This window comes from Streptomyces sp. NPDC056161 (assembly GCF_042268025.1).
Classification (GTDB): Bacteria; Actinomycetota; Actinomycetes; order Streptomycetales; family Streptomycetaceae; genus Streptomyces.
The window spans coordinates 49,904-71,079 of record NZ_JBHJUV010000047.1 but is presented as its reverse complement, the minus strand read 5'-3'; the positions used below and the strand labels follow the sequence as shown (position 1 = coordinate 71,079).

At 73.5% G+C, this 21,176-nt stretch carries 16 protein-coding genes; 11 read left to right on the top strand and 5 right to left on the bottom strand.

From position 1 onward, the window contains the following. Positions 1-50: 50 nt before the first annotated feature. On the bottom strand, positions 51-1,169 hold the full coding sequence (serC, locus tag ACFC09_RS34095; RefSeq protein WP_376534734.1) for a phosphoserine transaminase: 1,119 nt from the start codon (positions 1,167-1,169) through the stop codon (positions 51-53). 430 nt (positions 1,170-1,599) lie between these two features. On the opposite strand from serC, the gene ACFC09_RS34090 reads away from it, so the two are divergent. The 3 genes from ACFC09_RS34090 to ACFC09_RS34080 all read left to right on the top strand — a co-directional run bounded on the left by ACFC09_RS34090 (position 1,600) and on the right by ACFC09_RS34080 (position 6,741). Continuing rightward, the gene (locus tag ACFC09_RS34090; RefSeq protein ID WP_376534732.1) at positions 1,600-4,620 is read left to right on the top strand and encodes an FAD-binding and (Fe-S)-binding domain-containing protein; all 3,021 of its coding nucleotides are present in this window, start codon (positions 1,600-1,602) and stop codon (positions 4,618-4,620) included. Between the two features lie 110 nt (positions 4,621-4,730). Further along, positions 4,731-5,567 (top strand): metallophosphoesterase family protein, encoded by an 837-nt coding sequence (locus ACFC09_RS34085; RefSeq protein WP_376534742.1) that lies wholly within the window; start codon positions 4,731-4,733, stop codon positions 5,565-5,567. Positions 5,568-5,673: 106 nt separating this feature from the next. Beyond that, a complete protein-coding gene (locus ACFC09_RS34080; protein WP_376534730.1) occupies positions 5,674-6,741 on the top strand; it encodes an EamA family transporter in 1,068 nt (355 codons plus the stop codon). A gap of 28 nt (positions 6,742-6,769) precedes the next feature. Here the strand turns inward: ACFC09_RS34080 and ACFC09_RS34075 are convergent, their stop codons facing one another. The 4 genes from ACFC09_RS34075 to ACFC09_RS34060 all read right to left on the bottom strand — a co-directional run bounded on the left by ACFC09_RS34075 (position 6,770) and on the right by ACFC09_RS34060 (position 10,758). Continuing rightward, on the bottom strand, positions 6,770-8,173 hold the full coding sequence (locus ACFC09_RS34075) for an FAD-dependent oxidoreductase (protein WP_376534740.1): 1,404 nt from the start codon (positions 8,171-8,173) through the stop codon (positions 6,770-6,772). A 2-nt stretch (positions 8,174-8,175) separates the two neighbouring features. Next, positions 8,176-9,339 carry a hypothetical protein gene (locus ACFC09_RS34070; protein WP_376534728.1) on the bottom strand — a complete coding sequence of 388 codons (1,164 nt, stop codon included), beginning with the start codon at positions 9,337-9,339 and terminating at the stop codon, positions 8,176-8,178. Between the two features lie 332 nt (positions 9,340-9,671). Next, positions 9,672-9,938, bottom strand: coding sequence for a DUF397 domain-containing protein (locus ACFC09_RS34065; protein ID WP_376534726.1), 267 nt, complete (start codon positions 9,936-9,938; stop codon positions 9,672-9,674). Continuing rightward, positions 9,898-10,758 carry a Scr1 family TA system antitoxin-like transcriptional regulator gene (locus tag ACFC09_RS34060; RefSeq protein WP_376534724.1) on the bottom strand — a complete coding sequence of 287 codons (861 nt, stop codon included), beginning with the start codon at positions 10,756-10,758 and terminating at the stop codon, positions 9,898-9,900. Before ACFC09_RS34060 ends, ACFC09_RS34065 begins: the two co-directional genes overlap by 41 nt. Before the next feature lie 103 nt (positions 10,759-10,861). On the opposite strand from ACFC09_RS34060, the gene ACFC09_RS34055 reads away from it, so the two are divergent. From ACFC09_RS34055 to ACFC09_RS34020, 8 genes are all read left to right on the top strand, one after another. Then, positions 10,862-11,770: a TIGR03084 family metal-binding protein gene (locus ACFC09_RS34055; protein ID WP_376534722.1), complete on the top strand. Its 909-nt coding sequence runs from the start codon at positions 10,862-10,864 to the stop codon at positions 11,768-11,770. Continuing rightward, a complete protein-coding gene (locus tag ACFC09_RS34050; RefSeq protein ID WP_376534720.1) occupies positions 11,767-13,482 on the top strand; it encodes an acyclic terpene utilization AtuA family protein in 1,716 nt (571 codons plus the stop codon). Before ACFC09_RS34055 ends, ACFC09_RS34050 begins: the two co-directional genes overlap by 4 nt. Next, the gene (locus ACFC09_RS34045) at positions 13,437-15,077 is read left to right on the top strand and encodes an acyl-CoA carboxylase subunit beta (protein ID WP_376534718.1); all 1,641 of its coding nucleotides are present in this window, start codon (positions 13,437-13,439) and stop codon (positions 15,075-15,077) included. The genes ACFC09_RS34050 and ACFC09_RS34045 overlap by 46 nt, the downstream gene beginning before the upstream one ends. A 10-nt stretch (positions 15,078-15,087) precedes the next feature. Beyond that, the gene (locus tag ACFC09_RS34040) at positions 15,088-16,932 is read left to right on the top strand and encodes an acetyl/propionyl/methylcrotonyl-CoA carboxylase subunit alpha (RefSeq protein WP_376534716.1); all 1,845 of its coding nucleotides are present in this window, start codon (positions 15,088-15,090) and stop codon (positions 16,930-16,932) included. 109 nt (positions 16,933-17,041) lie between these two features. Continuing rightward, positions 17,042-18,208 carry an acyl-CoA dehydrogenase family protein gene (locus ACFC09_RS34035; RefSeq protein WP_376534714.1) on the top strand — a complete coding sequence of 389 codons (1,167 nt, stop codon included), beginning with the start codon at positions 17,042-17,044 and terminating at the stop codon, positions 18,206-18,208. 26 nt (positions 18,209-18,234) lie between these two features. Beyond that, complete coding sequence (locus ACFC09_RS34030) at positions 18,235-19,818, top strand: 4-coumarate--CoA ligase family protein (RefSeq protein WP_376534711.1); 1,584 nt, start codon at positions 18,235-18,237, stop codon at positions 19,816-19,818. After that, positions 19,815-20,549 carry an enoyl-CoA hydratase family protein gene (locus ACFC09_RS34025; protein WP_376534709.1) on the top strand — a complete coding sequence of 245 codons (735 nt, stop codon included), beginning with the start codon at positions 19,815-19,817 and terminating at the stop codon, positions 20,547-20,549. Before ACFC09_RS34030 ends, ACFC09_RS34025 begins: the two co-directional genes overlap by 4 nt. Next, positions 20,537-21,145 (top strand): TetR/AcrR family transcriptional regulator, encoded by a 609-nt coding sequence (locus ACFC09_RS34020; RefSeq protein ID WP_376534707.1) that lies wholly within the window; start codon positions 20,537-20,539, stop codon positions 21,143-21,145. The genes ACFC09_RS34025 and ACFC09_RS34020 overlap by 13 nt, the downstream gene beginning before the upstream one ends. The last annotated feature ends 31 nt before the right edge of the window (positions 21,146-21,176 follow it).

Sequence of the window (21,176 nt, the reverse complement as noted above, 5' to 3'; positions counted from 1 at the left end):
GGCGCCCCGCGGAGTACCGCGGGGCGCCCGTCGCCTTCGTGTACCGAGGGTCAGAGCTTGTCGATGACGTAGTCCACGCACTGGGTGAGCGCCTCGACGTCCGCCGGGTCGACCGCCGGGAACATCGCGACGCGCAACTGGTTGCGGCCGAGCTTGCGGTACGGCTCGGTGTCGACGATGCCGTTGGCGCGCAGCACCTTGGCGACGGCCGCCGCGTCGATCTCCTCGGCGAAGTCGATCGTGCCGACGACCTGGGAGCGCTTGGCCGGGTCGGAGACGAACGGAGTGGCGTACTTGGCCTCCTCCGCCCACGAGTACAGGCGGGTCGAGGAGTCCTTGGTACGGGCCGTCGACCAGGCGAGACCGCCCTGGCCGTTGAGCCACTCCAACTGCTGGTTCAGCAGGAAGAGGGTGGCCAGCGCCGGGGTGTTGTACGTCTGGTTCTTGCGGGAGTTGTCGATCGCCGTGGGCAGCGAGAAGAACTCCGGGACGTGCCGGCCGGAGGCGTGGACGCGTTCGGCGCGCTCGATCGCGGCCGGGGAGAAGACGCCGATCCACAGACCGCCGTCGGCGGCGAAGGACTTCTGCGGGGCGAAGTAGTAGACGTCGGTCTCGGCGATGTCGACCGGGAGGCCGCCGGCGCCGGAAGTGGCGTCCACCAGGACCAGCGCGCCCTCGTCGGCGCCCGCCACCCGCCTGATCGGCATGGCGACACCGGTCGAGGTCTCGTTGTGCGTGAAGGCGTAGACGTCCACGCCCGCCTCGGCCTCCGGCTCCGGGTGGGTGCCGGGGTCGGTGGCGATGACCGTGGGCTCGGCCAGCCACGGCGCCAGCTTGGCGGCCTTGGCGAACTTGGACGAGAACTCGCCGAACGACAGGTGCTGCGACTTGTTCTCGATCAGGCCGTGGGTGGCGATGTCCCAGAACGCGGTGGACCCGCCGTTGCCGAGGACCACCTCGTAGCCGTCGGGGAGCGAGAACAGGGCGGTGATGCCCTCGCGCACCTTGCCGACCAGGTTCTTCACCGGGGCCTGGCGGTGGGATGTGCCCAGCAGGGACGTGCCCGTCGCGGCGAGCGCGTCCAGCGCCTCCACCCGGACCTTGGAGGGACCCGCGCCGAAACGGCCGTCCGCGGGCTTGATGTCAGCAGGAATCTGGATCTCAGCCACGATGCGAGATTAGCGGCTGGAGGAAACCCCGGCGAAACCTGGTCCGTCGGCTGAGACGGCGTTTCGGGTGACGGGGCGCTCCGCGCTGACGATTTTGTCCACCGGGTTGTCCACCGGGTTGTCCATCGGGTGCTGACGATTCCGTCCATCGGATGCTGACGTTCCGTCCACCGGGCGCTGACGTTCCCGCCCACCGGGTGAGGGGGTCAAGGCTCGTCGGGTGAGGGTGTCGAGGCTCGCCGGGCGCGGTGTCGCGGGTCGCCGGACGGTGGCGTCGCGGGTCGCCGGGCGGTGGCGTCGCGCCCCCGGACGACGGCGTCGCGGGTCGCCGGGCGGTCGTGTCGGGGCCCGGGGCGGGGCGGCCGGGTCGCGTGCGGCGGTGGCGCGAGGGCTGCTGTACCGCCCCCCGCCCGCCTGCTTTGCTGGACGTATGACGGATCTTGCGGCGGAGCCGGTGCGGGACCTGGCGGCGGAACTGCGGGCGGCCGTCCGGGGCGAGGTGGCCTTCGACGTCACGTCCCGGGCGCTGACGACCATGGACGCGTCCAACTACCGGCGGGTCCCGCTCGGGGTGGTGGCCCCCCGGGACGCCGACGACGTCGCGGCGGTCCTCGGCGTGTGCCGGGCGCGCGGGGTGCCGGTGGTGGCGCGCGGCGGGGGTACGTCGATCGCGGGGCAGGCGACCGGTACGGGCGTCGTGCTGGACTTCACCCGGCACATGAACCGGGTCCTGGAGATCGACCCCGGCGCCCGTACCGCCGTCGTACAGCCCGGCCTGGTCCTGGACCGGCTCCAGGAGGCCGCCGCCCCGCACGGGCTGCGGTTCGGTCCTGACCCGTCCACCCACGGCCGGTGCACGCTCGGCGGGATGATCGGCAACAACTCCTGCGGCGCGCACTCGGTGGCCTGGGGCACCACGGCGGACAACGTCAGGGAACTGGACGTCGTCACCGCGCGGGGTGAGCGGCTGCGGCCGGGACCGGACTGGGCGGGCGCCCCGGCGGGGCTGCGCGACCTGGTCGCGGGCGAACTGGCGCTGCTGCGCACCGGCTTCCCCGAACTGCCCCGCCGTATCTCCGGGTACGCGCTGGACGCCCTGCTCCCCGAGCGCGGCGCCGACGTCGCCCGCTTCCTCTGCGGCTCCGAGGGGACGCTGGGCCTGCTCACCCGGGCCGTCGTACGCCTCGTCGAGGACCCACCCGCGCGGGCCCTGGCCGTGCTCGGCTACCCCGACGAGAGCGCCGCCGCCGACGCCGCCGCGGGCCTGCTGCCGCACCATCCACTCACCGTCGAGGGCATGGCGGCCGACCTGGTGCCCGCGGCGGCCGGGCTGCCCCGCGGCGGGGCCTGGCTGTTCGTGGAGACCGGCGGGGAGTCGGCGGCCGAGGCACGCGCGCGTGCGGAGGCGATCGTCCGCGCCGCCGATGTCGTCGACTCGCTCGTGGTGACCGAACCCGGCGGGCAACGGGCGCTGTGGCGGGTGCGGGAGGACGCGAGCGGTACGGCCACCCGGACGCGGGACGGCTCGGAGGCATGGCCGGGCTGGGAGGACTGCGCGGTGCCGCCCGCCCGGCTCGGCGCGTACCTGCGGGACTTCCGCGCGCTGCTGGCCGCCCACGGTCTGCACGGCACGCCGTACGGGCATTTCGGCGACGGCTGCATCCACGTCCGCATCGACTTCGACCTGTTCACCGAGCCCGGCATCGGCCGCTTCCGGCGCTTCTCCGAGGAGACCGCCGACCTGGTGGTGGCGCACGGCGGCTCGCTGTCCGGTGAGCACGGCGACGGGCAGGCACGGGCCGAACTGCTGCCGAGGATGTACGGGGCGCGGCTGGTCGGCCTGTTCGAGCGGGCCAAGGACGTGTGGGACCCGGACGGCCTGCTCAACCCCGGCATGCTGGTCCGCCCGGCCCCGCTCGACACGGACCTCCGCTTCGCCGTCCTGCCCCGCGAACCCGTCCCGGTCGCCTTCGGCTACCCGGACGACGGCGGCGACTTCTCGGCGGCGGTCCGCCGCTGCGTCGGCGTCGCCAAATGCCGTACGACGACGGCGGCCGGCGCCTCCGTCATGTGCCCCTCCTTCCGGGCGACCGGCGAGGAGGCGCACTCCACGCGCGGCCGGGCCCGGCTGCTGCACGAGATGCTGGCCGGGGAGGCCGGGGGAGTGGTGACGGACGGCTGGCGGTCCACCGAGGTCCGGGACGCGCTGGATCTGTGCCTGTCCTGCAAGGGCTGCCGCTCCGACTGCCCGGTCGAGGTCGACATGGCCACGTACAAGGCGGAGTTCCTGCACCACCACTACGCGGGCCGGCGGCGCCCGGCGGCCCACTACGCGCTGGGCCTGCTGCCGGTCTGGCTGCGCTGGGCCGCCAGGACCCGCACGGCGTCCGTGGTCAACGCGCTCGCCGCCGTACGGCCGCTCGCGCGGGTCGCGAAACGGGTGGCCGGGATCGCACCCGAGCGGGACCTGCCGCGGCTGGCGGGCCGGACGTTCAGCGGCTGGTGGCGGCGGCGGAGACCGACCCCCGCTGACGGCGGCGACCTCGTCGTGCTGTGGCCGGACACCTTCACCGAGCACTTCTCGCCCTCGGTGGGCCGGGCGGCCGTACGCGTGCTGGAGGCCGCCGGGCTGCGCGTGGCCCTCCCGCCGACCCTGCACCTGGCGGTGCCCCCGGTGGGCGGCGGCAGGTCGGCCACCCTGAACCCGCTCGCCGTCCTCCGCGGCCGGGGCAAGGTCTGCTGCGGGCTGACCTACGTCTCCACCGGTCAGCTCGACCGCGCCCGCGCGGTGCTGCGCCGCACCCTCGACCTGATGGAACCGGTGCTGCGGGCCGCGGTGCCCGTCGTCGTCCTGGAGCCGAGCTGCGCCGCCGCGCTCCGCTCCGACCTGCCGGAACTGCTCCACGACGACCCGCGCGCGGCCCGCCTCGCCGCGGCGGTCGTCACCTTCGCCGAGGTACTTCAGCGGTACGCGCCCGACTGGACCCCGCCCGCCGTGGACCGGCCCGTGGCCGGACAGACCCACTGCCACCAGCACGCGGTCCTCGGCGACGCGGCCGACCGGCGCCTGCGCGGGGCCGCGGGCCTGACCGGTGACCTGAGCGGCGGCTGCTGCGGTCTCGCGGGCAACTTCGGCTTCGAGAAGGGCCACTACCAGGTGTCGGCGGCCTGCGCGGAGGACCAGCTCCTGCCCGCCGTACGGGAGGCCGCCGAGGGGACGGTGGTCCTGGCGGACGGTTTCTCGTGCCGTACGCAGTTGGAGCAGTTGGCGGGGGTGCGGGGGCGGCACCTGGCGGAGGTGCTGGCGCAGGCACTGGGACCGGACGGGGACGGGGAGGAGTACGGGTACGGAGACGGGGAGGGAGACGGAGACGTGGGGGGTGCGCACGGGAGCGGGGCGGCGGACGGGGGCGCGAACGGGGGCGCGCACGGGGATGGGCGGGCGTGGTGATGGCGCGGCCGGTCGAGCAGGGCGAGCCGTATGAGCAGGACGGGTCGGATGAGTACGACGGTCCGTATGAGCAGGACGGGTCGGATGAGCAGGACGGGTCGGATGAGCGCATGTCGTACGACCGGATCGCCGTGCTCTCGGACATCCACGGTGTGCTTCCGGCACTGGAGGCCGTCCTCGCCGAGCCCGACGTGGCCGCCGCCGACCGCATCGTGCTCACCGGCGACATCGCGGCCGGACCGCAGCCGGTCGAGGTGATCGACCGGCTGCGGTCGCTGGGCGACCGCATCCTGTGGGTGGCGGGCAACGCGGACCGCGAACTGGTGGAGTACCGCCGGGGCGCCCGCGACGACATCCCCGACCCCATCGCCCCGTTCGCTGCGCGGGCCCTGCGCACCGACCAGATCGACTTCCTGGCCGCCCTGCCCAGGTCCCGCACCCTGCACGTCACCGGCCTCGGGCCGGTCCTGTTCTGCCACGCCACGCCCCGCGACGACGAGGAGGTCGTCCTCGTCGACTCCCGCCCGGAGCGCTGGAGGGAGGTGTTCACCGGACTCGACCCCGGCGTCCGCACCGTCGTCTGCGGCCACACCCACATGCCCTACGTCCGCCTGGCCCACGGCCGTCTGGTCGTCAACCCCGGCAGTGTCGGCATGCCGTACGGCCGACCCGGCGCCCACTGGTGCCTCCTCGGCCCCGGCACCGACCTCCGCGTCACGTCGTACGACGTCCCGGCCGCCGTCGCCCGCCTCGTCGCGGAGTGCGCCTACCCGGACATCGCCGACTGGGCCGAACACTTCCTGCACGCGCGGGCGTCGGACGTCGAAGTGCTGGAGCTGTTCGGCCCACGGGACGGGCGGCGGGACGAGCGAAGACGGGACGAGCGAAGACGGGACGAGCGAAGACGGGACGGGCGACGGGACCGGCGGCCGGACGAAGGGGGGTGAAGGGGCGCGCTGAGGCCGCCGACGGTTCCACGGCGTCCAGGACAGTGGCGTACGAGGTTCACACTCCTGTCGAGGTCTATTACCCTGGACCTGGTAGTACATTGTGATGAACAGCACCTCCGCGCCCTCCGACCGAGCACCTGGACCGCCCGTGACCACCTCCGGCTCCGCCCCTCAGACCCCCGCCGTCTCCACGCAGGGCACCTCGGGGGGACGGCTCGGCTCCCTGGGGCCGGTCGGCCTCGTGCTGGCGGGCGGGATCTCGGTCCAGTTCGGCGGAGCGCTCGCCGTGACCCTGATGCCCCGGGCCGGTGCCCTCGGTGTGGTGTCGCTACGGCTGTTCGTGGCGGCCGTCGTCCTGCTCGTGGTGTGCCGGCCACGGCTGCGCGGCCACTCGCGCACCGACTGGGGCACGGTGCTCGTCTTCGGCCTCACGATGGCCACGATGAACGGCCTCTTCTACCAGGCGGTGGCCCGTATCCCGCTGGGCCCCGCGGTCACCCTCGAAGTACTCGGACCGCTCGCGCTGTCGGTGCTGGCCTCCCGCCGGGCGGTCAACGCCGTCTGGGCGGGTCTGGCCCTCGCCGGTGTCTTCCTGCTCGGCGGCGGGGGCTTCGGCGACCTCGACGTGGCGGGCGTCGGCTTCGCGCTCGGCGCGGGGGCGTGCTGGGCGACGTACATAATCTTCAGCGCCCGAACCGGCCGCCGCTTCCCGCAGGCCGACGGGCTGGCGCTCGCCATCGCGGTGGCGGCGCTGCTGATCCTGCCGCTGGGGATCGCCGAGTCGGGCGGCAAACTGCTGAACCCGACGACTCTGGCGCTGGGTTCGGCGGTGGCGGTGCTCTCCTCCGTACTGCCCTACACCCTCGAACTGCTCGCCCTGCGCCGCCTGCCCGCCCCCACCTTCGCCATCCTCATGAGCCTGGAACCGGCCCTCGCCGCCACCGCGGGCTTCCTGATCCTCGGCCAGGACCTGTCGGTCACCGAGATCCTGGCCATCGTCCTGGTCATCGCGGCCAGCATGGGCGCGGTACGCACCCAGGTGGGCCGGGGAAAGCCGAACCCGAACCCGATCCCGAAGGCGGAAGCGGGGCCGGAGCCGGGGTCGGCGGCGGCGCCGGAACCGGAACCGAGGCGGGAACTGGCCGCGGAGCCGGAACCGCCGACGGTCTGACCGGCCGGGCCGCGGCCCGACACCCCGATCAGTCCGGTCGCCGAGGGTCCGGGTGGCCCCACCACAGGCGGGCGTCGTCCGGGGCGCTCCCCGGCCGCAGTGCGGTGGAGGCGACGGCGAGCACCGCTCGCGGGTGCAGCAGTACCGCGGAGCTTTCTGTCATGTGCATCGCGGCGAGGAACCGCCGGAACACGTCCGGGTCGGTGGACATGGTCCGTTGCACGGTGGTCAGCACGGCGTTGGTGACCCGGGTGGAACGGTCGGCGGCGGGCCCGAGGTGCCAGCCGCGGTCCTGCACGGTGGACATGATCCAGGGGCGGCGGGTCAGGGCGGCCACCCGCTGCTGGTAGGAGCGGGTGAAGCCGTGGCCGGGTCCGGCGGGCAGGCGGGCGAGCATGGTGTGCAGGAGTTCCGCCTCCATGGCGGCGACGCCCATCCCCTGCCCGTAGAGGGGGTTGAAGGCGCAGACGGAGTCGCCGAGCGCGATCAGCCCGTCGGGCCAGACCGGCAGCCGGTGGTAGTGGGTGCGCCGGTTGGCGCAGTGGGCGTAGCGGCGTACGGCCGACAGCGGTGTGAGGTGGGCGAGCAGGCCGGCCAGCGGGGTGCGCAGGCTCTGGGCGAACGCCGTGAAACCGTCGGGGTCGTGCGGCGGGTGGTCGTCGTCCGCGCCTTGCAGGGTGACCAGGAGCCGGCCGTCCTCGACGCGGGTGGCCATGAAGCCCCGGCGGACGTGCGGAGCCTGGACGAGTTCCATGGCGGCGGCCCACGGCGGAGCGTGCGGGTCGGGCGCGGCGTACAGCCGTGAGGCGTAGCCGACGTGCGCGTCGACGACCGTCGAGGCGACCGCGGGCAGGCCCAGCTCGGTCAGCCAGCCGGGCAGTCGGGAGGCGCGTCCGCTCGCGTCCACCACCAGGTCGGCGGCGAGGACCGTGCCGGTGTCGCGTGTACGCACTCCGGTCACCCGGCCGGGCCCGCCGGTCAGGCCGGTGACCCGTACGCCGGACCGGACGCGGACGTTGCGCAGGCCGAGCACGCGCTCGCGCAGCCGTGCTTCGAGCAGGGGGCGGCTGAAGGTCTGGAGCGGGATTCCGGTCGTGGCGCGCGGCGACCAGCACGTCGGGAACCGGAACGCCACGATCTGCCCGAAGTCCCCGCCGGGGGCGCCGGCTTCCGTCAGTTCGTCGTGCAGCCCGGGGAAGAACTGCTCCATCACCTGGGCGCCCCGGGCGGTGAGACCGTGCACGTGGTGGCCCTGTGGCACGCCGGGACGCGGTCCGGGCCGGGTCGGCAGGGCGTCCTGTTCGACGATCTCGACCTCGGAGAAGCCGTCCGCCAGCACCCGGGCGGCCAGCAGCCCGGCGATTCCCGCGCCGACGACGAGGGCCCGGGGGCGCGCGGGTCCGGACCGTTGGGACAGCAGTCGGGCGACCATGATCAGCCGCCGGTCAGCAGGTCGGTGACGAGTGCGGGCTCGTCCGGGGGCACCGGCTGTGAGTAGCGCAGGCTGACGCGGCTCCAGTGCAGATAACCGCTCATCGCGCTGCGCATGCAGTCGGTGAGCCGCGCGACGACCGCGGTGTCGGCGCGGGGCGGCCCCGGCGGACCGTCTCCGGGCGCGTCCTTCCCGGCGATGTCCTGCCCGAGCGCGTCCTGCCCGAGGGCGTCCTGCCCGAGCGCGTCTTCCCCGAGCGCGTCCTGCCCGAGTGCGCGCTCCCCGACGGTGTCTTCCCCGACGGTGTCTTCCCCGGTGATGTCCTCCCCGGGGGTGCGCTTCCCGAGTCTGTCCTCCAGTGCGACGAACTCCGCGCACCAGCTGTGGATCAGCCGCTGGATCTCGACGATCGCGGTGTCGCGGTCGCAGCCGAGTTCGTGCTCGATGACCAGGACCAGATTGTGCAGGTCGCCGCGGGACTCCTCCTTCTCGACGGAATGGACGTCGTTGAGGGTGTCCACGACGTCGGCGGTGATGTCGAGCATGCGGCGCACGGTCGGGTCCGCGTAGAGACGGGGCGGCAGTTCGAAGCCGTACGCCCGCTGGCTCAGATCGAGCATGGCGTACACGAAGCCGGACCTGCGGCGCAGTGCGAAGTACTCGGCTCGGGTCGGGACGTGGCGGTGCGCGCGGTTGCCTGCTTCCTCGGCGTACGCGTTGAGGTACCACTGCCAGTGCTGCCCGGTGCTCTCCAGCCAGTCGGGCGAGGCCCGGTGGGCCAGGCGGCGCCACACCTGCGCGAACGCGCCGACCAGCGGACCCGCGCCGGCCGGTGCGGCTCCGCCCGAGGCGATCACGTCGGTGAAGGCGCGGCAGGCCGCGGCGACCCGGCGCGGCTGGGCGGCCAGCGGACCGTCGAACTGGTCGTCCAGGAAGGTGGCGACGACGACCGCGTCCACCGTCAGATCCAGCCGTTCCCCGGTGGCCCGTGGGACCCATGCCGCCATCAGCCCGGCGATGTCCCAGCGCAGGAACCGCTGCCGGTTGACGGGATGGGCGACCAGGCCCCGGCGTCCGCACCAGTCGAGACTGCGCCGCCGGGCGTCGTCCGCGTCCGGGCTGACGTCCGCTGCGAAGGGCAGGTGGAACACGATGTCCTGCGGCATGACCATGCCTTCCGACAGCCGCCCCGGCCCCGTTGGCTCCTGCCGTCACGTTGCCTGAAGGAGAGCGGCCCTGAAGCGCAGCATTCCCGGTACGCAGACGAACAGACGGCCGGACCGCGATTTGGCGGCAAGTGGCCGTTGCGGGCGCGCCGACTTCCACAGGCACAGGCACAGGCCCACGGCCGCTTCGTCACCACCCTCACCGCCACCGGGGTCACCGGCGTCAAGGTCACCGGTGCCATGGTCACCGGCGTCATGGTCACCGGCGTCATGGTCATCGCCTTCGCCGCCCTGCTGGCCGGCGGCCCGCCGACCGAACGGGCCGCCCCGCGCTACTCGGCGGCGTGCGCGAGGAATTCCCCCCAGGCATCGGCAGAGACAAGCACGTGCGGGCCACCGGGGTGCTTGGAGTCGCGGACGGCTATGTGGGGGGTGAGGTCGGCGACCTCGACGCACTCACCGCCGGTGCCTCCGCTGTAGGACGACTTCCGCCACGTGGCGGTGCCGAGGGGGGCGCATTCGAGGCAAGCGCCCCCGTTGTCGCCGCTGTACGAGGACTTACGCCACGCTGTGCCCGTCAGGTTCAGGGTCATTCCCATACCGTTCCTCCATCACACGGGCGATGAGGGCTGCCGACTCGTCGACAGAGAGGGCAGCCGCCTGTAGGTGATCGTAACGGACCAAACCCTCTTTGAGAGCTTCCGGATTGGCCGTCATATGCCCCTGGACGAAGTCCTCTGTGTAGACGATGTCGGGGTCTTTTTCGAAGCGCAGAAGGTAGAACGTGCCCATCAGTCCCGCGTGTGCTCCAGCCGCGAAGGGCAGTACCTGGATGTCCAGCCACGTGCGCTTCTGCAGGTCCAGTAGGTGCGCGAGTTGCCCCCGCATGACCTCTCTGCCACCGACCTCCTGGCGGAGGACCGCTTCGCTGAGCACCACCCAGACCGCCGGTGGCTGCTCCCGTTCCAGAACGCGCTGCCGCTCCATTCGTGCCGCCACTCTCGCGTCCAGTCCTGCTTCATCTCTCGTACCCAGCACGACGCGCGCGTAGGACTCTGTCTGAAGCAGACCGTCCACCAACTGGGCCTGAAATGAAGAGATGTACGCCGCCTTCGCCTCCATCTCCGCATAAGGCTGGAACCAACTCGGCAACTGGCTCCGCAGCACCAGCCCCACCAGCCGGGAGAACAAACCGTCCGTCCCCAGTGCCGCGTCCACCCGTTCGGAGAACTCCCGCTGCGGGACCTTCAGCGCCGTCTCGACCTGGCCGATCAGTGATCCCGTGCAGAACACGATCGAGCCCAGCTGCGCCAGCGTCAGGCCGGCCGCCTCCCGTGCCCGGCGCAGCTCGTAGCCGTAGTAGTCCAACGGCGATGCACTGGGGTCCAGTTCTCGGCTTCGCACACCAACCACCTCCATCACCGAGAGTAGCGGGACGGGTGCCCACAGGCACGGTGCTTGTGGAAAACTATTCATGCAAGCGTGCTTGATTGTTTTTGGGGCCGCTGCCATGCTCCTCCCCATGGCCGACCCCACCCCCGTCTTCGACGACCTGCGCGCCGAGAGTGCCGAACTGGACCGGCTCGTCGCGGAGTTGGAGCCGAGCGGCTGGGCGCTCCGCACGCCCGCGCCCGGCTGGACCGTCGCGCACCAGATCGCCCACCTCGCCTGGACCGACCGTTCGGCGCTGCTCGCGGTCACCGACGCGGACGCGTTCCGGTCGGTGGCCGAGAAGGCGCTCGCCGCAGCGGAGACCTTTGTCGACGAGGCGGCGCAGGAAGGGGCCCGACTGGCCCCCGAGGAACTGCTGTCGGGGTGGCGCCAGGTGCGGGCCGCACTCGACCGGGCGCTGCGGGCCGCGCCCGCCGGTGCGCGTTTCCCCTGGTTCGGGCCGCCCATGTCGGCGGCGGGGGTCGCCACCGGCCGGATCATGGAGACCTGGGCGCACGGCCAGGACGTGGCCGACGCCCTGGGGGTGGTCCGTACCCCCACGGACCGGCTGAGGCACGTGGTCCGCATCGGCGTGCGGGCCCGTGACTTCGCGTTCGGCGCGCACGGACTGCCCGCGCCCGCCGAGGAGTTCCGGGTGGCGGTCGTCGGACCGTCCGGCGAGGTGTGGGCGTACGGTCCTGAGGACGCCGCCCAGCGCGTCACCGGCCCCGCCGTCGACTTCTGTCTGCTGGTGACCCAGCGGGCCCACCGGGCGGACCTCGCGGTGCGCGCCGAGGGGCCGGACGCCGACCGCTGGCTGGACATCGCGCAGGCGTTCGCGGGCCCGCCGGGGGCCGGGCGGGAGCCCGGGGGCGGCCAGGGGGAGGGCCGGAAGGGCCGGAAGGGCGGCCCGGAGAACGGACAGGAGAACGGACAGGGGGACGGACAGGGGGACGGACAGGGGGACGGCCCGGAGGACGGCCGGGGGGCCCGGTCGTGACCGGCCGCGTGCTGCGCATAGGCAACGCCTCCGGCTTCTACGGCGACCGGTTCGACGCCCTGCGGGAGATGCTCACCGGCGGCGACCTGGACGTTCTGACCGGGGACTATCTCGCCGAACTGACGATGCTGATCCTGGGCCGGGACCGGCTGAAGGATCCGGGTGCCGGGTACGCCCGTACCTTTCTGCGCCAGTTGGAGGACTGCCTCGGGCTCGCGCACGAGCGGTCCGTGAAGATCGTGACCAATGCCGGAGGGCTCAACCCCGCCGGCCTCGCCGACGCCGTACGGAAGCTGGCGGACCGGCTCGGCATACCGGTGCGGGTCGCCCACGTGGCGGGCGACGACCTCACCGGGGCCCGGATCGCCGGGTTCGTCCGGCCGGCGGGCACCCTCGCCGCCCATGCCTACCTGGGCGGCTTCGGCATCACGGAGTGCCTGCGGGCCGGTGCCGACGTCGTGGTCACCGGGCGGGTGACCGACGCGGCGCTGGTCACCGGCCCGGCCGCCGCGCACTTCGGCTGGACGCCGGGGCAGTACGACCGGCTGGCCGGTGCCGTCGTCGCCGGGCACGTGCTGGAGTGCGGGACGCAGGCCACCGGCGGGAACTACGCCTTCTTCACCGAGGCCGAGGCCGAGGGCGACCTGCGGCGTCCCGGCTTCCCGCTCGCCGAGATCCACGAGGACGGCACGGCCGTCGTCACCAAGCACCCCGGCACCGGCGGGCTCGTGACCGTCGGCACGGTCACCGCACAGCTGCTGTACGAGACGGGCGGCGCCCGGTACGCGGGCCCCGACGTCACCGCCCGGCTCGACACGGTCCGGCTCGGCCAGGACGGCCCCGACCGGGTGCGGATCGAGGGCGTGCGCGGGGAGGCACCGCCGCCCACCCTGAAGGTCGGCCTCAACCGGCTCGGCGGCTTCCGCAACGAGGTCTCCTTCGTCCTCACCGGGCTGGACATCGAGGCCAAGGCGGCGCTGGTGCGCCGGCAACTGGCCGACGCGCTCGCCGGGTCCGAGCCCGCCGAGGTGCGCTGGGACCTGGTACGCACCGACCGGCCGGACGCGGACACGGAGGAGACCGCGAGCGCCGTGCTGCGGCTCGTCGTCAAGGACCGCGACCAGGACGCCGTCGGGCGGGCGCTGACCGGTGCCGCCGTCGAGCTGGCGCTGGCCAGTTACCCCGGTTTCCACGTGCCGGCACCCCCGGGCAAGGGCGCACCCTACGGGGTCTTCGAGGCCGCGTACGTGCCCCAGGGCGCCGTCGAGCAGGTGGCGGTCCTCGACGACGGGCGGCGGATCCCCGTGCCGGGCGCCGCGGAGACCCGCGTACTCACCGCCGTACCGGAACCGGAGCTGCCGGCCCCGCTGCCCGCCGGGCCGGTGCGCCGGGCGCCGCTGGGACTGGTCGCCGGGGCCCGCAGCGGCGACAAGGGCGGGGACGCCAACGTGGGCGTGTGGGTCCGCACGGACGACGCCTGGCGGTGGCTCGCGCACGAGCTGACGGTCGACAGGTTCCGGGAGCTGATGCCCGAGAGCCGGCCGCTGACCGTCGTCCGGCACGTCCTGCCCCAGCTGCGCGCCCTCAACTTCACCGTCGAGGGCATCCTCGGCGCGGGCGTCGCCGCCCAGCACCGTTTCGACCCGCAGGCCAAGGCCCTCGGCGAATGGCTGCGGTCCCGACACCTGGACATCCCGGAGGCCCTGCTGTGACGGTCCTTACCTCCGCGGTCGACCCGGCCGGCGCCGACCACCGGGCCAACCGCGAGACCATGCTCGCCAAGCTCGCCGAGCTGGACGCGGAACACGCGAAGGCCCTCGCGGGCGGCGGCCCGAAGTACGTCGAACGGCACCGCAGGCGCGGCAAGCTGCTCGCCCGCGAACGCGTCGAACTGCTCCTCGACCCCGACACCCCGTTCCTGGAGCTGTCCCCGCTGGCCGCCTGGGGCAGCGACTACGCCGTCGGCGCCTCCCTGGTCACCGGGATCGGCGTGGTCGAGGGCGTCGAATGCCTGATCACCGCCAACGACCCGACCGTGCGCGGCGGCGCCAGCAACCCCTGGAGCCTGAAGAAGGCGCTGCGCGCCAACGACATCGCGCTGGCCAACCGGCTGCCCTGCATCAGCCTGGTGGAGTCGGGCGGCGCCGACCTGCCCTCGCAGAAGGAGATCTTCATCCCCGGGGGCGCCATCTTCCGGGACCTCACCCGGCTGTCCGCGGCCGGGATCCCGACGGTCGCGGTCGTCTTCGGCAACTCGACGGCCGGCGGCGCCTACATCCCCGGCATGTCCGACCACGTGATCATGGTCAAGGAGCGGGCGAAGGTGTTCCTCGGCGGGCCGCCGCTGGTGAAGATGGCCACCGGGGAGGAGAGCGACGACGAGTCCCTGGGCGGCGCCGAGATGCACGCGCGCGTGTCGGGCCTCGCCGACCACTTCGCGGTGGACGAGCGGGACGCGCTGCGGCAGGCGCGGCGGGTGGTGGCCCGGCTCAACCACCGCAAGGCGTACGAGGACCCGGGCCCGGCCGAGCCGCCGAAGTACGACCCGGAGGACCTGCTCGGCATCGTCCCGGGCGACCTGAGGACCCCCTTCGACCCGCGCGAGGTGATCGCCCGGATCGTCGACGGCTCCGACTTCGACGAGTTCAAACCGCTGTACGGGACGAGCCTGGCGACCGGCTGGGCCGAACTGCACGGCTACCCGGTGGGCATCCTCGCCAACGCGCAGGGCGTGCTGTTCAGCCAGGAGTCGCAGAAGGCCGCCCAGTTCATCCAGCTCGCCAACCAGCGCGACATCCCGCTGCTGTTCCTGCACAACACCACCGGCTACATGGTCGGCAGGGAGTACGAGCAGGGCGGCATCATCAAGCACGGCGCGATGATGATCAACGCGGTCGGCAACAGCCGCGTACCGCATCTGTCGGTCCTCATGGGCGCCTCCTACGGCGCCGGGCACTACGGCATGTGCGGACGCGCCTACGACCCGCGGTTCCTGTTCGCCTGGCCCAGCGCCAAGTCGGCCGTCATGGGCCCGCAGCAGCTCGCCGGGGTGCTGTCGATCGTGGCCCGGCAGTCGGCCGCCGCGAAGGGGCAGCCGTACGACGAGGACGCCGACGCCGGGCTGCGCGCCATGGTGGAGGCGCAGATCGAGTCCGAGTCACTGCCGATGTTCCTGTCGGGGCGGCTGTACGACGACGGCGTCATCGACCCGCGCGACACCCGCACCGTCCTCGGCCTGTGCCTGTCCGCCCTCCACACCGCGCCCTACGAGGGCGCGCGGGGCGGCTTCGGCGTCTTCCGGATGTGAGGAACCAGCAATGATCACTTCTGTCCTCGTGGCCAACCGGGGCGAGATCGCCTGCCGGATCTTCCGCACCTGCCGCGACCTGGGCATCAGGACCATCGCCGTGCACTCGGACGCCGACGAGAACGCGCTGCACGCGCGCGTGGCCGACACCGCCGTACGGCTGCCGGGCGCGACGCCCGCCGAGACCTACCTGCGGGCCGACCTGATCGTGCGGGCCGCCGTGGCAGCCGGCGCGGACGCCGTGCACCCCGGCTACGGCTTCCTGTCCGAGAACCCCGGCTTCGCGCGCGCCGTCCTGGCCGCGGGCCTGGTCTGGATCGGGCCGCCGCCGGAGGCGATCGAGGCGATGGCGTCCAAGACCCGCGCCAAGCGGCTGATGGGGCTCGCGCCGCTCGACGAGGTCACCGAGGCCGACCTGCCGGTCCTGGTCAAGGCGGCGGCGGGCGGCGGCGGACGCGGCATGCGGATCGTCCGCGCCCTGGACCGGCTCGACGACGCGCTGGCGGGCGCGCGGGCCGAGGCGGAGAGCGCCTTCGGGGACGGCGAGGTGTTCGTGGAGCCCTACGTCGAGCACGGCCGCCACGTCGAGGTGCAGGTCCTCGCCGACACGCACGGCACGGTGTGGACGCTCGGCACCCGCGACTGCTCCCTCCAGCGCCGTCACCAGAAGGTCGTCGAGGAGGCCCCCGCGCCCCGCCTGGACGCCGCGCTCACCGACGAGTTGTACACGCTGGCCGAGCGCGCCGCCCGCTCCGTGTCGTACGTGGGCGCGGGCACCGTCGAGTTCCTGGTCGCCGACGGCAGGGCCCACTTCCTGGAGATGAACACCCGCCTCCAGGTCGAACACCCCGTCACCGAGGCCGTGTTCGGCATCGACCTGGTGGCCGAGCAACTCCGCGTCGCCGAGGGCCACGCCCTGCCGGACGCGCCGCCACACGCGCGTGGCCATGCGGTCGAGGCCCGCCTGTACGCCGAGGACCCGGCCCGTGACTGGGCCCCGCAGACCGGCACCCTGCACCGCCTCGCCGTACCCGACGGCGTCCGCCTGGACACCGGCTACACCGACGGCGACGAGATCGGCGTCCACTACGACCCGATGCTCGCGAAGATCATCGCCCACGCGCCCACCCGCGCGGAGGCCGTCCGCAGACTGTCCGGCGCGCTGGAGCGGGCGGCCGTGCACGGCCCGGCCACCAACCGCGACCTGCTCGTACGGTCCCTGCGGCACCCGGAGTTCGCCGCGGCCGGAATGGACACCGGCTTCTACGACCGCCACCTCACCGCACTGACCGAGCCCGCCCCCGACCCGTACGCCCCGCTGGCCGCCGCGCTCGCCGACGCCCACGGCCGCTCCCGCTTCGGCGGCTTCCGCACGGTCCCCTCCCAGCCGCAGACCAAGCGCTACCTGATGGCGGGTGAGGAACACGAGGTCCACTACCGGCACACCCGCGAAGGGCTCGCGGCCGACGGCGTACGGGTCGTGCACGCCGACGCGCGGCTGGTCGTACTCGAAGCCGACGGCGTACGGCGGCGCTTCGAGATCGCCCGCTACGGCGACCGGGTCCACGTGGGCGCCACCGCCCTCACCGCGCTACCGCGCTTCCCGGACCCGGCCGCCCAGCTCGCCCCCGGCTCCCTGCCGGCCCCGATGCCGGGCACGGTCGTACGCGTCGCCGAGGACCTGACCGAGGGCGCACCCGTCCAGGCCGGGCAGCCGCTGATCTGGCTGGAGGCGATGAAGATGCAGCACCCGATCTCCGCACCCGTCACCGGCACCCTCACCGCGCTGCACGTCAAACCGGGACAGCAGGTGGAGCCGGGCGCGGTGCTGGCGGTGGTCGAACCGGGGCACTAGTGCCTGTCGGGGCACCAGGGCGAGCGGGGAACAGGGGAACGGCGCGGGCGCACCGGGCAGCCGGGGCGCCGCGCGCGCCACCACACATCAGCCGTACGCGGAGGAACGCATGACCACCCTCATCGAGTCCGACGAGCACAAGGCCCTACGAGCCGCGGCAGCCGCCCTCGGGCGGCGCTACGGCCGCGACTACCTCACCCGCACCGTCGCCGAGGGCCGCCACCCCGCGGAACTGTGGGCCGAAGCGGGCAAGCTCGGCTACCTCGGCGTCAACCTGCCCGAGGAGCACGGCGGCGGGGGCGGCGGCATCACCGAACTCTCCATAGTCCTTGAGGAGTTGGGTGCCGCGGGTTGCCCGCTGCTGATGCTGGTCGTCTCGCCCGCGATCTGCGGCACGGTCATCGCCCGCTTCGGCACCGAGGAGCAGAAACGCGCCTGGCTGCCCGGCCTGGCCGACGGCACCCGCACCATGGCCTTCGGCATCACCGAGCCCGACGCCGGCTCCAACTCGCACCGCATCACCACCACCGCCCACCGCGACCCCGGCACCGGCGACTGGCTGCTGACCGGCCGCAAGGTGTTCATCTCCGGTGTGGACATCGCCGACGCGGTGCTGATCGTCGGCCGCACCGAGGACGCCCGCACCGGACGGCTGAAGCCCTGCCTGTTCATCGTCCCGCGCGACACGGAGGGCTTCACGCGGCGGCCCATCGACATGGAGATCAACGCCGCCGAGAAGCAGTTCGAACTCACCCTGGACGACGTACGGCTGCCCGCCGACGCGCTCGTCGGTGAAGAGGACGCGGGCCTGCTCCAACTCTTCGCCGGACTCAACCCGGAACGCATCATGACGGCCGCGTTCGCGATCGGCATGGGCCGTTACGCGCTGGCGAGGGCGGTCGAGTACGCCCGGGACCGCACCGTCTGGCAGACCCCCATCGGCGCCCACCAGGCTGTCGCACACCCCCTCGCGCAGGCCCACATCGACCTCGAACTGGCCCGGCTGATGATGCAGAGGGCCGCCCACCTCTACGACGCCGGGGACGACGCCGGCGCCGGCGAGGCCGCCAACATGGCCAAGTACGCCGCCGGGGAAGCCTGCGTGAAGGCCGTCGACCAGGCCGTGCACACCCTCGGCGGCAACGGCCTCACCCGGGAGTTCGGGCTCGCCTCGCTGATAACGGCCGCACGGGTGGCCCGTATCGCCCCGGTGAGCCGGGAGATGATCCTCAACTACGTCTCCCACCAGACCCTCGGTCTGCCCAAGTCGTACTAGCCGTACCAGGCCGCCTTGGAGGAACCGTGTTCCGCAGCGAGTACGCAGACGTCCCGGCCGTCGAACTCCCCATCCACGACGCCGTCCTGAACCGGGCCGCCGAGTTCGGCGACCGGACCGCGCTGATCGACGGCGTGGACGGCACCACCCTCACGTACGCACAGCTGGACCGGTTCCACCGGCGCGTCGCCGCCGCGCTCGCCGACGCCGGGCTGCGCAAGGGCGACGTGCTCGCCCTGCACAGCCCGAACACCGTCGCCTTCCCGACCGTCTTCTACGCGGCCACGCGCGCGGGGGCCGCCGTCACCACCGTGCACCCGCTCGCCACTCCGGAGGAGTTCGCGAAACAGCTGCGCGACTCGGCCGCCCGCTGGATCGTCACCGTCGCACCGCTCCTGCGGACCGCCCGCCGGGCCGCCGAACTCGCCGGCGGCATCCGGGAGGTCCTCGTCTGCGACCGCGCGCCCGGCCACCGCTCGCTGCTCGACCTGCTCGCCTCCACCGCACCCGACCCGGACGTGCCCATCGACCCCGCCGAGGACGTGGCCGTCCTGCCGTACTCGTCCGGCACGACCGGCACCCCCAAGGGCGTGATGCTCACCCACCGGCAGATCGCCACCAACCTGGCCCAACTGGAACCCGCGGCCCCCGCCGGACCCGACGAACGCATCCTCGCCGTCCTGCCGTTCTTCCACATCTACGGTCTGACCGCGTTGATGAACGCCCCCCTCAGACAGGGCGCGGCCGTCGTCGTGCTGCCCCGCTTCGACCTGGAGACGTTCCTCGCGGCCATCGAGACCCACCGCATCACCGGCCTCTACGTCGCCCCGCCGATCGTCCTCGCCCTCGCCAAGCACCCGGCGGTCACCCGCTACGACCTGTCGTCGCTGAAGTACCTCCTCAGCGCCGCCGCCCCGCTGGACGCCTCGCTGGCCGCCGCCTGCTCGCGGCGGCTCGGCCTGCCACCGGTCGGCCAGGCGTACGGCATGACGGAACTCTCGCCCGGCACCCACGTCGTACCGCTGGACGCCATGGAACGGGCGCCGGCCGGCACCGTCGGCAAGCTCATCGCCGGCACCGAGATGCGCATCGTCTCCCTCGACGACCCCGGCACGGACCTCGGCACCGGCGAGAGCGGCGAGATCCTCATCCGCGGCCCCCAGGTGATGAAGGGCTACCTCGGCCGTCCCGAGGAGACCGCCGCCCTGATCGACGCGGACGGCTGGGTGCACACGGGAGACGTGGGCCGGGTGGACGAGGACGGCTGGCTGTTCGTCGTCGACCGGGTCAAGGAACTCATCAAGTACAAGGGCTTCCAGGTCGCCCCCGCCGAACTGGAGGCGCTGCTGCTGACCCACCCCGGCATCGCCGACGCCGCCGTCATCGGCGTCCACGACCAGGACGGCAACGAGGTCCCGCACGCCTTCGTGGTCCACCGGCCCGCCACCGCCGGGCCGACCGAAGGAGAAATCATGAACTACGTCGCCGAACGCGTCGCCCCCTACAAACGGATACGGCGGGTCACCCTCGTCGCGGAAGTGCCCCGGTCCGCCTCCGGGAAGATCCTCCGCCGCGCACTGCGCGAACGCGAACGGGGGGAGCGGTCGTGACACTGATCGGACGTACACGCGCGCGTGGCGTGGAAACCCTCAGCCTGGACTCGGTCGACACCCGCAACGCCCTGTCCGCCGCCCTCGTCGGCGACCTCGCGGACGCGCTGGCCGAGTGCGGCGCGGACGACGGCGTACGGGCCGTCGTCCTCACCCACACCGGCGGCACCTTCTGCGCCGGCGCCGACCTGCGCGACCCCCCGCACCCGGACGCCGTCGTCGGCCTGCTCCGGCAGATCGTCGAGCTGGAGCGGCCCGTGGTCGCCCGGGTCACCGGGCACGTCCGGGCGGGCGGCCTCGGCCTGCTCGCCGCCTGCGACATCGCGGCCGCCGGCACCGGGGCCACGTTCGCCTTCACCGAAGTCCGGATCGGCGTGGCACCCGCCGTCATCTCCCTGCCGCTCGTGCCACGCGCCGACCCGCGCGCCCTCGCCCGCTACTGCCTCACCGGCGAACGGTTCGACGCCGCCGAAGCGGCCCGCATCGGCCTGCTGACCCTCGCCGGTGACGACGTCGACGCGGCGCTCGCCCCCGTCCTCGACGGCCTGCGCCGGTCCGCGCCGCAGGGTCTGGCCGAGACGAAGCGCCTGCTCACGGCTAAGGTGCTGGAGACATTCGACCGGGAAGCAGCCGACCTGACCGCGCTCTCGGCCCGGCTGTTCGCCTCCGCCCAGGCCCGGGAGGGGATGACGGCCTTCCTCGACCGACGGGATGCCGCATGGGTGCTGTGACCGCAGAGGACCGCCTGCCCAAGCAGGACCGCAGCCGGGCCACCCGGCAGCGGCTCCTGGAGGCCGCCGTGGCCTGCCTCGTGGAGCACGGCTGGGCGGGCTCCACGGTCACCGTCGTCGCCGAACGCGCGGGCGTCTCCCGCGGCGCGGCCCAGCACCACTTCCGCACCCGCGAGGACCTGTTCACGGCGGCCGTCGAGTACGTCGCCGAGCAGCGCTCCGCCGCCCTGCGCACCCTGTTCCCGGAGGGCGCCGCGGCCCGCCCCGCCGTCGTCGCCGCCCTCGTCGACCTGTACACGGGACCCCTCTTCCGCGCCGCCCTGCACCTGTGGGTGGCCGCCTGCGACGAGGAGCCGCTACGGCCCCGGGTGACCGAACTGGAGGCCCGCGTCGGCCGGGAGACCCACCGGATAGCGGTCGAACTGCTCGGCGCCGACGAATCCCGGCCCGGCGTCCGGGAGACCGTCCAGGGCCTGCTGGACATGGCCCGTGGGCTGGGCCTGGCCAACCTCCTCACCGACGACACGGCCCGCCGCCGACGCGTGGTCGCCCAGTGGGCGGCGCTGCTGGAGGAGACCCTGGGTGGTGCGGACTGAGGCTCCGGCGGGACACCGGCCGGGGCGCGGC

Coding starts and splice junctions, on each gene's coding strand:
- ACFC09_RS34085 (WP_376534742.1), top strand. CDS start 4,731: ATGTCGTACGACCGGATCGCCGTGCTCTCGGACATCCACGGTGTGCTT.
- ACFC09_RS34065 (WP_376534726.1), bottom strand. CDS start 9,938: ATGGGAATGACCCTGAACCTGACGGGCACAGCGTGGCGTAAGTCCTCG.
- ACFC09_RS34080 (WP_376534730.1), top strand. CDS start 5,674: ATGAACAGCACCTCCGCGCCCTCCGACCGAGCACCTGGACCGCCCGTG.
- ACFC09_RS34045 (WP_376534718.1), top strand. CDS start 13,437: ATGGCTGCGGTCCCGACACCTGGACATCCCGGAGGCCCTGCTGTGACG.
- ACFC09_RS34090 (WP_376534732.1), top strand. CDS start 1,600: ATGACGGATCTTGCGGCGGAGCCGGTGCGGGACCTGGCGGCGGAACTG.
- ACFC09_RS34070 (WP_376534728.1), bottom strand. CDS start 9,339: ATGCCGCAGGACATCGTGTTCCACCTGCCCTTCGCAGCGGACGTCAGC.
- ACFC09_RS34035 (WP_376534714.1), top strand. CDS start 17,042: ATGACCACCCTCATCGAGTCCGACGAGCACAAGGCCCTACGAGCCGCG.
- ACFC09_RS34055 (WP_376534722.1), top strand. CDS start 10,862: ATGGCCGACCCCACCCCCGTCTTCGACGACCTGCGCGCCGAGAGTGCC.
- ACFC09_RS34075 (WP_376534740.1), bottom strand. CDS start 8,173: ATGGTCGCCCGACTGCTGTCCCAACGGTCCGGACCCGCGCGCCCCCGG.
- ACFC09_RS34040 (WP_376534716.1), top strand. CDS start 15,088: ATGATCACTTCTGTCCTCGTGGCCAACCGGGGCGAGATCGCCTGCCGG.
- ACFC09_RS34020 (WP_376534707.1), top strand. CDS start 20,537: ATGGGTGCTGTGACCGCAGAGGACCGCCTGCCCAAGCAGGACCGCAGC.
- ACFC09_RS34060 (WP_376534724.1), bottom strand. CDS start 10,758: ATGGAGGTGGTTGGTGTGCGAAGCCGAGAACTGGACCCCAGTGCATCG.